Annotated in this window: 6 protein-coding genes and 1 pseudogene; all 7 read right to left on the bottom strand. The window is 67.0% G+C overall.

Going from position 1 to position 15045, the window contains the following annotated elements:
* Positions 1-3009 (bottom strand): annotated as a pseudogene (locus P5F91_RS18615) (hypothetical protein); the annotation flags it as partial.
* 494 nt (positions 3010-3503) lie between these two features.
* Positions 3504-4973: an efflux transporter outer membrane subunit gene (locus P5F91_RS18610; protein ID WP_277907901.1), complete on the bottom strand. Its 1470-nt coding sequence runs from the start codon at positions 4971-4973 to the stop codon at positions 3504-3506.
* 5 nt (positions 4974-4978) lie between these two features.
* Positions 4979-6187 (bottom strand): efflux RND transporter periplasmic adaptor subunit, encoded by a 1209-nt coding sequence (locus P5F91_RS18605; protein WP_186454958.1) that lies wholly within the window; start codon positions 6185-6187, stop codon positions 4979-4981.
* Positions 6188-6251: 64 nt separating this feature from the next.
* Entirely contained in the window at positions 6252-9446 is a 3195-nt protein-coding gene (locus tag P5F91_RS18600; RefSeq protein WP_277907900.1) for an efflux RND transporter permease subunit, read from the bottom strand.
* A gap of 201 nt (positions 9447-9647) precedes the next feature.
* Positions 9648-11048, bottom strand: a complete 1401-nt coding sequence (locus tag P5F91_RS18595; RefSeq protein WP_277907899.1) for a sensor histidine kinase — start codon at positions 11046-11048, stop codon at positions 9648-9650.
* Positions 11035-11736, bottom strand: coding sequence for a response regulator transcription factor (locus P5F91_RS18590; RefSeq protein WP_277907898.1), 702 nt, complete (start codon positions 11734-11736; stop codon positions 11035-11037). The genes P5F91_RS18595 and P5F91_RS18590 overlap by 14 nt, the downstream gene beginning before the upstream one ends.
* A 216-nt stretch (positions 11737-11952) precedes the next feature.
* Positions 11953-14838, bottom strand: coding sequence for a glycoside hydrolase family 127 protein (locus P5F91_RS18585; RefSeq protein WP_277907897.1), 2886 nt, complete (start codon positions 14836-14838; stop codon positions 11953-11955).
* Positions 14839-15045: the final 207 nt, after the last annotated feature.

Here is a 15045-nt window from a genome sequence, read left to right as displayed (position 1 = left end):
GTTCGCCACTGTCTCCGGTGCTACCGGATAGGTGTTGCCGATGGGCGGCGTCGACGTGACCGTGCTGGAGACCCAGTCGGTCCAAGCATAGCCGTCGTTGATCCTGACAGAGATCGTATCCGATGCGGGATTGGCCCCCGCCACGAATCTCAGGCTGGACAATTGAGCGGCGGTGACAGTGATGACTTGGCCGGCCGCCTGGGCCACCCCATTCAGGGTGAAATAGCCGCTGTCTGGATCGCTGCTGGTGTCGAGGAACTGATATGTGGCCACATATTGCTGGCCGGTGGCAACCAAGCCCGCGGCGGCGACCGAATCCCGCACCTCAAGCACCGCGCTGCGCCCCGTGACGGTCGGCAAAGCGGGCGCGTAGGTCTTGGTACTGATGGTATTGAGGTTATCGGAGTTCATGCTGGTCCAGGCGGCGATGATGCTGCCATCAGCCTGAACCGCCAGGGCTATCTGGGTCTGGTCGTTACCCGTGGCGTCGTTCACGCGGAACTCGCCACCCACCACCGCGTTGGTGGCGTCATAGCGCTGGGCGTAGATGCCGTAGCCTTGGCCATCCTGGCCGTTGGAACGCCAGGCCACGATATAGCCGCCGTCCGCCGTTGCCACCACAGCTGGCTGGCTCTGGTCACCGGTGGTGTAGGTGTTGACCCGGATGATTCCGCCGACCGCGTTGCCCGACGCGTTGTACCGCTGGGCATAAATGTCATAGGGCGCGCCGTTGGTGCTGCCCGTATAGCCCACCTCGCTGCCCTGCCAGACGATGACGAACCCGCCATCCTTCAAACCAGCGGATACTGAATTGTTCTCGGCCGTGTTCGGGTTCGTCCTGACCGCGAAGTAGCCCCCCACCGTCGCGCCCGTGGCGTCGAAGCGCTGGGCGTAGACATCCCCGACCTGTTCGGTGATCGACCAGCTGGCGATGAAGCCACCATCAGCCAATGCGGAAATCGCAGGGGTGGTGACCTGCGACGGCTTGTACGTGGTGATCACGAAACGTGCGCCAAGCGCCGTGCCGTTGGCGTCGAACAACTGGCCATAGGCCAGGGTGTTCGTGGCGGTGTTAACCCCGCCCCAGACGATCAGCATCGTCCCGTTCGCCAGCTGTACCGCCTTAGGCAGACCGGAATCTATGAAGCCGTCAAGGGCGTAGGTGATCTGACTGCCAACCGCGGCGCCATTGGCATCATACCGCTGCCCATAAATCTGGTAATTGCCCTGCAGCCACACGACCTCAAAGCCGCCGTCGGCCAGCGCCACCGTCGACGGGGCCGTCTGGTTCCCCGCCGTCACGCTGTTCACTCGGAATTCGCCGCCCAGCTTCTGGCCGCCCGCCGCGTAGCGCTGGGCATAGATGCCGATACCATCGCCATCCTGGCCCGTCGCCTGCCATGCCACCACATAGCTGCCGTTCGACAGGACGGTCACAGATGGGGCCGACTGAGCGCCGTCTCCATAGTTCCGGCCAGAGATTTCCGGCTGCGGCGTGAAATTCGCAGCAGCCGCGACCGCCGACACGCTGCTGTACACCCAGTTGCTGAGGTCCGTGCCGTTGGAGAAACGGACGGCGATGGTGCTGGTCCCCGCAGCGCTGCCGGCCACGAACCGCAGGCCGGGCAGTTGTGCGGAGGTGACGGTGATGAGCGCGGCCGCCGGCTGCACCACGCCGTTCAGCACGAAATAGCCGCTGTTGGGGTCGGCGCTCATGTTCTGGAATTGATAGACCGCCGCATATTGCTGACCGAAGTCGGCCAGAGCCTGGGCCGCGATGGAGCCTTGAACCCTGACCACATTCGTCCGGCTCTGCACCGTCAAGGGCTGGCCCACCAGCCTTTTGGCGATGATGTCCGTGACATCGGCGGTCTGGCCGTTGAAGACGGCGATGACGCTGCCGTCGGCCTGGCCGGCCAGGACCGGCTGGATTCGGTCAAACGGCGTGCTGTTGCTCAGCTCGAACTCACCGCCCACCACCGCGTTGTTCGCGTCATAACGCTGGGCATAGATGGCATAGCCGCTACCGTCCTGGCCCTTCGAGCGCCAGGCTACGAGATAGCCGCCGTCCGCGGTCGCCGTCACGGTGGGCTGGCTCTGGTCGCCCGTGGTAAAGGTGTTGACCCTGATGATCCCGCCGACCGCGTTGCCCGAGGCGTCATACCGCTGGGCATAGATGTCGTAGGGCGCGCCGCTGGTGGCGCCGGTATAGCCGGCCTCGCTGCTCTGCCAGACGATGACGAAACCACCGTCCTTCAAGCCCGCCGATACCGTACCGTTCTCCATGGTGGCGGCACTGGTCTTGACGGCGAAATAGGTGCCAACCGCCGTGCCCGAGGCATCGAAGCGCTGGGCGTAAATGTCCCCGCCCTGCGGATCGACCGACCAGCTGGCGACGAAACCACCATCCGCCAGGGCCGCGATCGACGGAGAGGTCAGCGTCGTCGGCTTGTAGGTGGAAACGACGAAGCGGGCGCCCAAGGCGGTGCCAGCAGCGCTGAACAGCTGGCCATAAACCAAAGTGCCGCTGGGAGTGCCATTGCCCCCCCAGACCATAAGCATCGTCCCGTTCGCCAACTGCACCGCCTTGGGCATTCCGGCCGTGGCGTTGCCATCCGTGACGTAGGTGATCTGCCCCCCGACGGCGGCGCCGGTCGCGTCGTAGCGCTGCCCGTAAACTTGGTTATTACCCTGGTCCCATAGGATCTCGAACCCACCATCGGCCAGCGCCACCGTCGCCGGGGCCACCTGGTCTCCCGTTGTCGTCGTATTCACCCGGAATTCGTGGCCAAGCTTCTGACCCGCCGCGGTATAGCGCTGAGCGAAAATTCCCCAGCCGCTGCCGTCCTCCCCCGACGACTGCCACGCCACCACGTAACTGCCGTCCGCCAAGATCACTACCGAGGGTGTCGTCTGGGCCAGCGCCCCGTATTCATTGACGAAGACTTCGGACGTGAAATCGTAGGGGCCGGGCATGGTGTTCTCCAGGAGGATGAAAAGGGGCAGCATCGGCCGGCGCCTGATCAAATCAGGGGCCGTCACCGCCATCGGGGGCGGCGTTACCGAAACGAGGGGTTCGGATCAGGGGATCGGGCCGGAAGGGCCAGTAGAGCCTGCGCGGGCAGCAGACGCTCAGGCGCCGGTCGCGCCAGCGGTGGAGGGCGCAGTTTCCACCTTATGGCCCGCCAAGGACCAGTGGCGGTGCTTTCCTTGTGGCCGCCAGTACCCCTCGCCATGGCGGGGGTGTGTTTGATAGTTGCAATACACAGCGTAACCCCTGCCAAGGTTGTGTCTGTCAGAGCAATCAACCATGGCACGGACAAGACTGCAAGCAACAACCCTTAACAGGATGCGGCAATGTGCAGATTTGACATATATCGGCCGCGCGTGATTGTCGCAGGACGCTGCCTCGTAGACCGATTATCTTTCTATATCAAATGAGTAAGGCCACCAGGCACCTGTCGGGCGCCTGGTGGCCTTCAAGTGAACACCATGAAAACGTGTCAGAGGGCCTTGGCCGCCCGCTTCGGCAGGGTGCTAGACTCGTCATCGGAGGGGAGCGCGCTTTTGTCCCACCCCCCGCCCAGCGCCCGGATGAGGGCCACGTCGGCCTGCACCTGGCGGGTGTGCAGGTCCAGGCTGCTCTGCTGCGCCTCCAGCAGGGCGGTCTGCGCCGTCACCACCTCCAGGTAGCTGTCGGCGCCGTCGCGGTAGAGGTTGGTGGCCATGTCCAGGGTGCGCTGGGCCGCCAGGGTGCCGGCGTCCTCATCCCTGGCGGCCGTCCCCAGCCAGCGGATGGCGGCCAAATTGTCCTCCACCTCGCGGAAGGCGTTCAGCACCGTCTCGCGATACGTGGCGGCGGCCTCGTCATGCTGGGCCACCGCCTTGGCCAGGCCGGCGTCCAACCGCCCGCCCTCGAACAGCGGCAGGGTGACGCCGGGGCCCACCGACCAGAAGGCCATGGGCAGCTTCAATAGGTTGAAGCCCGTGTCCTGGAAGCCGCCCACCGCCTGCAACGACAGGTCGGGGTAGTAGGCGGCGCGGGCCACGCCGATGCCGGCGTTGGCGGCCAGCACGTCGCGTTCCGCCGCCGCCACGTCCGGCCGGCGCTGCAGCAGGGTGGACGGCAGGCCTGTGGGCACGGCCGGCAGGGCCGGCGTCCACCGCACGGGCGCCAGGGTGAACTCCGCTGGCGCCAGGCCCACCAGAGCCGCGATGGCGTGTTCCATCTGCGCCCGCTGCGACGCCACCTGCGAGACCTGGGACCGGGCGGTGTCCAGCTGGGTTTCCGCCCGCGACACGTCCAGCCCGGCCACGATGCGCCCCTGGAACATGGTTTGGGTCAGGCTGAGCTGCTTCTCATAGGCCGTGACCGTGTCGGCCAGGATGTGGGCGCGTTCATCCAGGCCGCGCAGCGCGAAATAATCGCTGGCCAGCTCCGCCTGCAACCCCAGCCGCACCGAGGCCAGGTCGGCGGCGCTGGCCTGGGCTTCCGCCCGGCCGGCGGCCACCTGGTTGCGCACCTTGCCCCAGAGGTCCAGCTCATAAGAGGCGGAGGCGCCGATGGTGTTGGCGCCGTAGACATTGCGCTGGCCGGCGCCGCGCAGGGGGCGGTCCTTGGACTGGCGGTTGGTGCTGATGCTGGCGGTGCCGTCCACGCGCGGCAACAGGCCGGCGGAAACGGCGGCGGCATCCGCGCGCGCCTCGTCATAGCGGGCCAGCGCCACGGCCAGCGTGGGGTTGGCCGCTTCGATCCGGTCCTCAAGGCCGTTAAGCACCGGGTCGTTGAAGGCCGTCCACCAGGGGCCGCGCGCCTGCTGGTCCGCCGGCTGGGCCGGCTGCCACGGGGCGCCGCCGGCCTCCTTGAAGGCGGGCGGCAGGTCGAGGTGCGGCGGCTGATAATCCGGCGCCAGGTTGCAGCCCGCCAGCGCCAGCAGCGCGCCACCGGCCATGAGAGACTTCGTGAAAGACATGGCTGTTACCGGTCCGCCTTCGCCGTGGTGCCCGTGGCCGCTTCCGCCACCTTGCCCGCCCCCTCACCCGCACCGGCCAGGCGCACCACATCGCCCGACACCAGTGTCTCGGGCGGGTTGTCGATGATCTTGTCCGTGGGGGTCAGGCCCGCCACGATTTCAACGCTGTCACCCATGTCGCGGCCGATGGTCACCGGCTTCAGCTGGGCCTTGCCGTCGGGGCCCAGCACGGCCACCTCGGCCCCCTTGTCGCTGGGGACCAGGACGGTCGCCGGGACCTTCACCATGTTGGCGTCGCTGGGCACCTGAAAATGCACCTCGGCGAAGGTGCCGGGCGTCAGCAGACCGTCCGGGTTGTCGGCCTGAAGTTCCACCAGCATGGTACGCGACGCCTGGCTGACGGCGTTGGCCGTTGTCACCAGCGTGGCATCGAAGTGCCGGCCGGGATACTGCGGCAGGTCGAAGGCGGCCTTGACCCCCGGGGTCAGCAGGCTGGCGAAGGCCTGCGGGATCTGCACGTACAGTCGCATGCTGTGCAGGTCCGACACCTGGAACAGTTCCTGCCCGGTCCCGCCGCCGGCATTGATCAGGGCGCCCACGTCGGTCGTGCGGGCGGTGACGACGCCGTCGAAGGGCGCCACGATGCGCTTGAACGCCGTCAGCGCCTCCAGCCGACGGACGTTGGCGGCGGCACTTTCCACCGCCGCTCGCTTGGCGGCGCTATCGCCCACCTTCTCATCCGCCGCCTGCTGCGACACCGACTGCGAGGCCACCAGCGCCGCCCAGCGCTTGGCCGTCAGGTCCGCCAGCTCGGCGGTCGCCTTGGCCTTGGCCAGGTCGGCCTTGGCCTGTTCCAGCTGCTGGTCCAGGTCGGGGGTGTCGATGGTGCCCAACAGGTCGCCCGCTTTCACCTTGGCGCCGATATCCTTGTCCCAGCTTTTGAGGTAGCCGCTCACCCGAGCGTAGATCGGCGCCTGGGTATAGGCCTGCAGCGTGCCCGGCAAGGTCAGCGTCTGCTGTGCCGCCCCGCGACTGACGGGCGCCAGCGCCACGGTGGGAACAGCCTGGTCGGCGTTCCATTGAACCAGTTCGCGGGTCGCACGGGCACGGTCGGTCAAACCGACGACGACGATGGCGCCGGCGGCAAGCAGCGCCATTCCCCCCAGCAAGGCCAAGCGGCGGGGATTGGGGGTGGTGATCTGGGCGGTGGACATGATCGGGTCGCTCCTATCCGGGACGGCGGCTGCGGCTCAAAGGAAGGGGTGGGATCGGGAAGGCTTAAACGGGGGCAGGCGCCGCCTGCCCGCCGGGCTCACGGGCCCGCTCATGGTCACGGGCGTGCACCAGGCTGAACAGCGCCGGCACCAGGAACAGCGTGGCCAGCGTGGCGAAGACCAGCCCACCGATGACCGCGCGGCCCAGGGGGGCGTTCTGCCCCGGCTCGATGGCCATGGGCGCCATGCCGATGACCATGGCCAGGGCCGTCATCAGCACGGGGCGGAAGCGGGTGTGCCCCGCCTCCATGGCGGCGGTCAGGGCGTCCACGCCGGCGGCCAGCCGTTCCCGGGCGAAGCTGATGACCAGGATGCTGTTGGCCGTGGCCACGCCCATGCACATGATGGCCCCGGTCAGCGCCGGCACCGACAGGGTGGTGCCCGTGCCGAACAGCATCCAGATGATGCCGGCGAGCGCGCTGGGCAGGGCCATGACGATGACGAACGGGTCCATCCAGGATTGGAAGTTCACGACGATCAGCAAGTAGATCAGCACGATGGCGAAGGCCAGGCCGATGAACAGCTGGTGGTAGGCGCTGGTCATGGTGGTGACCTGGCCCTGGATCTCCACGTGGCTGGCCCGCGGCAGGTCCGCCGCCATGCTGTCGACGGCCTTCTGCACGTCGGCGGCGATGGCGCCCAGGTCGCGATCCTTAGGCGTGGCGTAGATGTCGATGGTCGGGCGCACGTTGTAGTGGGTCACCACAGCGTCCTGCCGCCCCCGGCTGATCTGCGCCAGGCCGCCCAGCAACTGGCTGGACTTGCCGGCGGCGGCCGGCGTCAGCGGCATGGTCTGCAGGCCGGCCATGGTGTCGATGTCGCGCTGCGGCGTCTGGATGGACACGGGGTAGGAGATGCCGTTCCTGTGATTCAGCCAGAAGGTCGGCGCCGTTTGCGTGCTGCCGGCCAGGGTGTCCAGCATGGTGGTCGCGGCATCCTTTTCGGTGAGTCCGACCAGGCCGGCCAGCGACCGGTTCACCGCCACCTTCAGCGATGGCAGTTGGAAGGCCTGTTCCACTCGGGCGTCGGCCACGCCGGGAATGCGGGCGATCTTGGACAGCAGCTTGTTGGTGTAGGCGCGGTTGGCCTCCAGGTCGCTGCCGACGATCTTCACGTCCAGCGGCGCCGGCAGGCCGAAGTTCAGCACCTGGGTGGTGATGTCGGCCGGCAGGAAGGCGAAGGTGGTGCCGGGAAACAGCCGCGGCAGGTCGTGGCGCAGGATGTCCACGTAGTCGTCGGTGGGCGCGTGGTCTTTGTTCAGCGCGATCAGGATGTCGGCATCCTCCACCCCGATGGTGCCGCTGTTGCCGTAGGCCATGTTGATGCCGCTGACCGGCAGGCCGATGTTGTCGACCATTCCGCCCAGGTCCTTGGACGGGATCACACGGCGGATGGCCTCGCCGACATGGTCGCAAAGGCGGCTCATCTCCTCGATGCGCAGGCCGGTGCGGCCACGGACGTGGATCTTGATCTGGCCGCCGTCGACGGCGGGGAAGAAATTCTGCCCCAGGAATGGCGCCAGCCCGAACGTGCCCAGCGACACGGCCAGGAACCCGCCGATCATCCAGCGGCGGTTCTCCAGGCCCAGCAGCAGCAGGCCCTGGTAGGTGGACCGCACCGCCTCGAACCCGCGTTCGAAGGTGCGCTGGAACTTCACGAAGGGATTGCGCGTGGGCGCACCGTGGACATCGGTGTGCAGGCCATGGCCGGCGTGGGCCTGGTTGCGAAGGAGGTAGTTGGCCAACGTCGGCACCAGGGTGCGCGACAGCACGTACGAGGCCATCAGGGCGAACACCACCGCCTCCGCCATGGGGCGGAACAGGAAGCCGGCGACACCGCCCAGGCCGAACATGGGCACGAAGGCGATGCAGATGCACAGGAGCGACACGGTGGCCGGCACCACGATCTGCTTGGCGCCATCCAGGATGGCGGTCTCGATGGGCTTGCCGTGTTCCAGGTGCCAGTTGATGTTCTCGATGGTCACCGTGGCATCGTCCACCAGGATGCCCACCGCCAGCGCCAGCCCGCCCAGGGTCATCACGTTGATGGTCTCGCCCAGCACGGATAGGGTGGTGATGGACGCCAGGATGGCCAGTGGAATGGACACGGTGATGATGAGCGTGGACCGCCAGCTGCCCAGGAACAGCAGGATCAGCAGGCCGGTCAGGCCGGCGGCGATGACACCCTCGCGGATCACGCCGCTGACCGCGTCCTTGACGAAGATGGACTGGTCGCCGATGGGGGTCAGGGTCACGCCGTCGGGCAGGGTCTTCTGGACGTCGGGAAGGCGCTTGTAGACGCCGGCGATGATGTCGAGGGTGGAAGCGGAACCGGCCTTCAGCACGGACATCAGAACCGCCTTCTTGCCATCCACATGCACCACGTTGGTCTGGGGCGGGCTGCCGTCGTGGACATTGGCGACATCCCGCATATAGACGACGGCGCCGTTCACGGTTTTGATCGGCAAGTCGTTGAATGTGCTGATGTCGATCGGGGAGTCATTCAGGTCGACGGGGTATTCCAGCTTGCCGATCTTCTGCGTGCCGGCCGGGGTGATCAGGTTCTGCACCGACAGGGCGGCGGCCACATCGGTGGCCGACAGGCCGTAGGCGTGCAGGGCCTGCTGGCTCAGGTCGATCTGCACCTGGCGCACCTTGCCGCCGTAGACCGAGGGCAGCACGGCGCCCGGCACCGTCACCAGCTGCGGCCGGATGGAATTCTGCGCGATGTCGTTCAGCCGCGTTTCCGACAGATGGTCGCTGGACAGGGCCAGCTGCAGGATGGGCACACTGGCGGCGTTGAAGGTCAGGACCTGGGGCGGGTTGATGCCCGGCGGCATCTGCTTCAGCACCGTCTGCGAGATCGCCACCACCTGGGCCTGGGCGGCGTTGATGTTGACGCTGGGCTGGAAGAACACCTTCACCACGCCGAAGCCCTGCATCGACTGGGATTCGATATGCTCCACATCATTCACGGTGGAGGTCAGGGAACGCTCGTAATAGCCGATGATGCGCCCGGCCATGTCGTCGGGCTGCAGGCCGTTGTAGGTCCACACCACGGCGATGACGGGAATGCCGATGTCGGGGAAGATGTCGGTCGGCGTCTTCACCGCCGACGATACGCCGAAGATGAGGATCAGGATGGCCATCACGATGAACGTGTAGGGCCGGCGCAGCGCGATCTTGACGATTTCGATCATGACGGCACCCCCGGCTGTGGGCAGGGGCGATGGGCGCGGGGCCGGCGATGGTCATTCATGATGCGGTGCGACACGTCTCGTGATCCCTCGAGAGCGGGTTTGTGAACCCAACACCTTGGGAAATAGGGGACGTCTCAACGAATTGGGATTAAATAATTTTTTTGGTTGCGCCGCAAAATACCGCCATAAATTGCGCCGAGCCTACGGCCAAACGTCTGGGTTTCCAACCCCTTCGCCGTCTGCTGCGCCGCAAATAAGCGCGATGACGGCGCCCAAATCGTTGCCACCGATCACCAATTTGAAGCCATGCAGGGCCGCGATGGCCTGCACCAGCGACAGGCCTAGGCCGTTGCCCTGGATGTGGCGGCTTTTATCCAGGCGGTACAGGCGGCGGACCACGGCCGCCCGTTCCGCCACCGGAATACCGGGCCCGGTGTCCGACACTTCCACCACCGGCACAGCCTCCCCGCCGATACCGCCCATGCCGCTGCGGATAAGGACGCGCCCGCCCTCCGGCGTGAACTTCACGGCGTTGTCCACGAGGTTGGCCACCGCCTCGATCAGCAGGTCACGGTCGCCGGTCACGAACAGGGGGCCCTTGTCCTCCCGCGCCAGGGCCACTCCCTGGGCTTCGGCCAAAGGTTCGTAGAGGTCGAACACCTCGCTCGCCACTTCCGCGAGATCCACGGTGGTGAAGCCCGCCTGGCGGCGGCTATCCTCCAGCTCGGCGATGCGCAGCAGGGCCGTGATCATGCCGAACGCCTTGTCCAGGTCGGCCAGCGCCGCCTCCGCACCCCGGCGCAGCTCCTCCGGCTCCTCGGCGGCCAGCCCCCGCTCCAGCTTGGCGCGCATGACCGACAGGGGGGTGCGCAGGTCATGCGCTATGTTGTCGCCGACCGCCCGAATTTCATCCAGCAGATGGACGATGCGGTCCAGCATCTGGTTCACCCGGGCCGACAGCTGGTCCACCGCATCACGGTTGCCGGACAAGGGCAGGCGCTCGCGCAGGTCGCCACCCATGATGCGTCCTATGGTCTGCTGCACGGTCTGCACCCGGCGGCGGGCCCGCGCCCCACCCAGGACGCCGGACGCCAGCACCAGGGCTACGGCAGGCAGCAGGCCGGCGATCAGGGTGCGCGCCACCACCCGCTGCAGGGCCAGCAGCTCATCCATGGCGCGGCCCAGCACGACGACACCGCCGTCCGGCCGCCGGGCCGCGGCCAGGATGGCCGGCTGGGGCAGGTCGGTGTCATTGGTCTGGATGTCCAGGCGATGGCCTTTGTCATCGATGGGCAGGTCCGGCGGCAGGGCGTCCAGGTTGCCGTAGCGCCGCTTGCCGTCCGCGTCGAACCAAGCGGCCACGGTGACGCGGTGATAGTCCGACATGATGCGGACCTGCAACTGGTACAGCAGGATGTCGTCGCGCGTCTGTGCGGCCACTGCCGCCTCCTGCACCAGGTCGCGCTGCATGCGGCGCGTCTCCACCTCGCTGGTCTGCCAGTAGATGAAGCCGAAGATCAGCAGCATGCCCACCGACAGCGCGGTGGCGAAGCCCAGCGCCAGCCGGAACGGGCCCGCGCGGAACAGCTCAGTCCGCCGCACGGAGCATGAACCCGGCGCCGCGCACACGATGGATCATGGGCAGTTCCCCCACCTCATCGATCTTGTGCCTCAGTTTGCCCATGTGCACATCGACCACATTGGTCTGCGGCACGAAGCGATAATGCCAGACGTCGGTCAGCAGCATGGCCGGCGTGATCACCTGGTTCGGCCGGCGCATCATGTACTCCAGCAGCTTGAATTCCCGGGGCAACAGCGGCACCTCACGCTCCCCCCGGCGCACGGTGCGGCTGAGCAAATCCATCTCCAGCGATCCCACCCGCAGGGTAGTGGCGCGGGTATCCGGCGGGCGACGGCGCAGCGCCTCGACGCGGGCCACCAGTTCCGCCACGGCGAAGGGCTTGGTCAGGTAGTCGTCGCCGCCGGCGTTCAGGCCGCGCACCCGGTCATCGACCGAGCCCAGTGCGCTCAAGACCAGGATGGGCGTGGCGATGCCCTCATCCCGCAGTTCCTGCACCATGTCCAGCCCGTCCATGCCACCGGGCAGCATGCGGTCGGCGATGACCACCGCCACGCTGCGATCGGCGCGCAGCACCTCCAGCGCCGCGGCGGCGGTGACGGAATGGCTGACGGAATACCCCCGGGCTTCCAGGCTGGTGACGATCTCCCGCGCCATGTCGGGCTCGTCTTCAACCAGGTGGAGGTGGGCGATGGTGTCGGAGGCAGGCATCAGGGGCAGTTCCAGGACGGTCCTGCCCCTTAATCTAGTGCGTCCCCGCCGTCTTGGGAATTATACCAGCGGCACGGGACGTGACCCGTGCCGTTTGGGGCGCGACTGCGCCCGCCGCAGCGAGTACCGCAGGGCGGAGCGAGGATAGCCAAGCCCGCGAATGCGGGCGCCGGCGCTTGAGGGCATTTGAGCGATTACGCTCAAATGCCACGCATATTAGGCCACGGCGATCCACACTTGCGAATGCCGGGCGTGGCCGCGGTCATGCCCCTCCGCCTCCCCCGTGGTATCGGCCGCCACCACCTGGCCTTGGGCGCCGATGGCGTAGTTGACGCCGGAGTCGATGCCGCCGACGCCGCCGGCCGCCGATGGCAGACGGTTCATGCGGGCGTAGTTGGGGATGGCCAGCATGGGCGTACCGTCCTGCCACTGACCCTTCAAGGCCACCACGCCGCCCAGCAGGTCGGGCCGCCATTCGGCGGTCACCGGCGTAGACGCTAGTGGCTGATCGATGGACGGCTGGTCGGCCTTTTCCACGTTGTAGACCAGCGGGCCATAGCGCAGGGCGACCTTGCCCCGGGTCGCCTCTACCTTGTCGTCGCCCGTCACGCGCTGCACGGCCAGGGGTAGGACGAAGTCGACGCGATCGCCGGCCGCCCATTCCCGCTCCACCACCGCATAGCCCTTTTCCATGCGGTACTGCACGGCCTGGCCGTTCACCGTCAGGCTCTCCAGCCCGCGCACCGGCGGCGCGGCGGTGTAAAGGGTGCTGGTGGCGCGGTCGGGCACGCGGATGCGCACGGCGAAGGATGTCGCCTTGGCCGGGTTGACGGTCAGGGCGACAGCCCCTTCCCAGGGATAGTTGGTCTTCTGCACCATCTCCACCGCCGTGCCGGCGACGTCGCCCACGTTGACCCGGCTGCCGATGAAAAGGTTCACGTTCACGCCCGCCTTGTCCTTGGCATAGGCCCAGGTGGGCACCATCAGCAGGGTGCGCGGGATGTTGCCGACGCAGCAGGGGCAGACGTGCCAGGTGGTGCGTTCGGTATCCACCAGCGGGTTGGTGTAGCAGAACGTCTGGCCGTCCAGCGCTGTGGAGCCCAGCAGCGCGTTGTACATCGTCTCCTCATAAAGGTCGGCGTACTTGGCGTCGTGATAGGCGAGGTTGAGCTTGTACTGGAAAAAGATCAGGCCGCAGCTGGAGCAAGATTCGCAGTAGGCGTCGTTGCGCAGGGCGTAATTCTCACCGAAGCCCTCCGCCGTGTCACCGCTGCCCACACCGCCGGTGACGTAATACTTCTTGTTCACCATGTTGTCCCACAGGGACAGCACGGCGCTCTGGTAGTCAATGTCTCGGGTTTCGGCGGCGATGTCCGCCATGCCGGAGTAGAAGTACACGGCGCGCACGGCGTGGCCCACCGCCTCGTACTGCCGGCCGGGCGGCAGGTGGCTCTGGTCGTATTCCGATCCGCCGCGCCGGCTGTCCAGCAGGAAGCGCGCCAACCGGATGTAGGCGTCGCCGTGGCCCTGCCCCTCCATGTCGTTGACGAAGCGGCCGAAGCGCACCAGCGCCTGCTCCATTTCCTGGTGCCCGTCGAACCAGTCCTTCTTACCCGGGCCGATGTTGGCAACCCAGCAATCCGCCAGCTTCTTGGCCGCGTTATAGAGGCGCAGGTCCTTGCCGCCCGTCAACGTGTAGTGGTTGATGGCGGACTCGATGAAATACCCAGCGACATAGCCCTCATGGTTGCCCCGCTGCTCCGGCGACCAGCGCGCCGGCCATTTGGCGCGGTCGGCCAGGGTGTAGGCGGTCTGCAGATAGCCGTCCGGCTCCTGCGCCGCCAGGATGACGGGTATCCATTCCCCCAGCTTGCGGCGCATCAGGTCCTGCGCCGCGATGATCTCCTTGTCGCCCTGCGGGTCGACCATCAGGGCGATGCACATGGATTCCACCGTCTGGTGCACCCAAGCGTTGGAAAAGACATAGCCCTTGTGGGCCGCGTGCGGCTCCCCGCGCAGGGCCTTGGCCGCCTCGATGAAATTGTCCAGCCCGCCCTGCCCGATCTTCAGGTCCGTGCGCTCGCAATAGTCGATGCAGTGGGGGATCCAGCGGGTGATCAAGGCCTTGGCCCGGGACGACCACAGGGGGCTGTCGATGGCGTAGGGGGTGGTGTAGACGACATCCAGCCGCTCATCCGGCGGCGGCGTTTCCGCCCGTACCTTCAGGGTGGAATTGGTGGTCTTGCCATCCGCCTTGGCGCTCAGCTGCAGCACGTACTCGCCGGGGGCGGAGAACCGCGCGGTGGTGTCGACGCGAGTGGCATCGGCGAAGCTGACGCTACCCGGCCCGCTGACCTTATGCCACAGGGCCGCAGCATGGGGGGCGGCGTCCAGGGTGCGCACCCTGCCGTCAAGATAGGTTTGCCCGCCCAGCACGACGGCGCGGTCCTGACCGGCGGTGACCAAGGGCGGGAACACCGGCACGGCGCCATGGCTCCACACCCGCCACTGCAGCACGCCGACGGAGGCCTTGGCCGCCGGGTCGATGTCCAGGCGCAGCCGCGTGGTGGTGACCGGCTCGAAGGTGGTGCGGTTATAGGCGTCGGGCGCCAGACCCAGCCCCTGCGCGTTGCGCACCGGCACGAAGCGCTTGCCATCCCAGGCCGACACCCGCCAGCCGGTGGGCAAGGCCCCCTTCCAGCCGCCCAGCCACCAGTAGACGTCAACCGCGTTGGTGCGCACCGGCACGTCCCAGCTGTATTCGATCCAGGCGGGACCGGCATGCGGCTCCGTCGCGAAGGCGCCCTCGGTATCATCCTTGGAGCTGGCGGGCGCGGCATTGGTGTTGATGGCCGCCAAGCGCGTGCCGCTGGAGCGGTTGGACCAGTTGGTGCGGGCCATGACCGCCAGGTTGACCGGCGCCGAAGGACTGGCCGCCAGGGCCGTGCGGCCACCGGCCAGGCCCACAGCCAAAGCGCCGCCGCCTGTCGCGGCCAGGAATCGGCGCCGGCCGATCCCCTCTGGCGGTGTTACGCATTCGTCGATCGGACTGGCCTGCGCCTCGGTAATGGAAACCGAGGTCTGTTCAGGTGTGCTGGTCATATTGTTGTTGTCCCTCTGGCCGTTCAGGCCCGTCCGCTGAGCGCCAGCGTAGGCCCCGTGCCTCCCTGCATAGTATTATCATATGATTATTTGGCGGGATGGGTCAACCCGGGGAAGAGGCTCGGAAGAGATAACATCCCGACTTCGACGTTCTCCTGGATGGGACGGAATTAGGCCGCCGCCAACAAGACCTTGGTCACTCCAGAA

Origin of the sequence: Nitrospirillum amazonense (genome assembly GCF_029594735.1) — a bacterium.
In the GTDB taxonomy this organism is placed as follows: domain Bacteria; phylum Pseudomonadota; class Alphaproteobacteria; order Azospirillales; family Azospirillaceae; genus Nitrospirillum; species Nitrospirillum amazonense.
This window is presented reverse-complemented; position numbering and strand designations above follow the sequence as displayed.

Coding starts and splice junctions, on each gene's coding strand:
- P5F91_RS18600 (WP_277907900.1), bottom strand. CDS start 9,446: ATGATCGAAATCGTCAAGATCGCGCTGCGCCGGCCCTACACGTTCATC.
- P5F91_RS18585 (WP_277907897.1), bottom strand. CDS start 14,838: ATGACCAGCACACCTGAACAGACCTCGGTTTCCATTACCGAGGCGCAG.
- P5F91_RS18610 (WP_277907901.1), bottom strand. CDS start 4,973: ATGTCTTTCACGAAGTCTCTCATGGCCGGTGGCGCGCTGCTGGCGCTG.
- P5F91_RS18605 (WP_186454958.1), bottom strand. CDS start 6,187: ATGTCCACCGCCCAGATCACCACCCCCAATCCCCGCCGCTTGGCCTTG.
- P5F91_RS18590 (WP_277907898.1), bottom strand. CDS start 11,736: ATGCCTGCCTCCGACACCATCGCCCACCTCCACCTGGTTGAAGACGAG.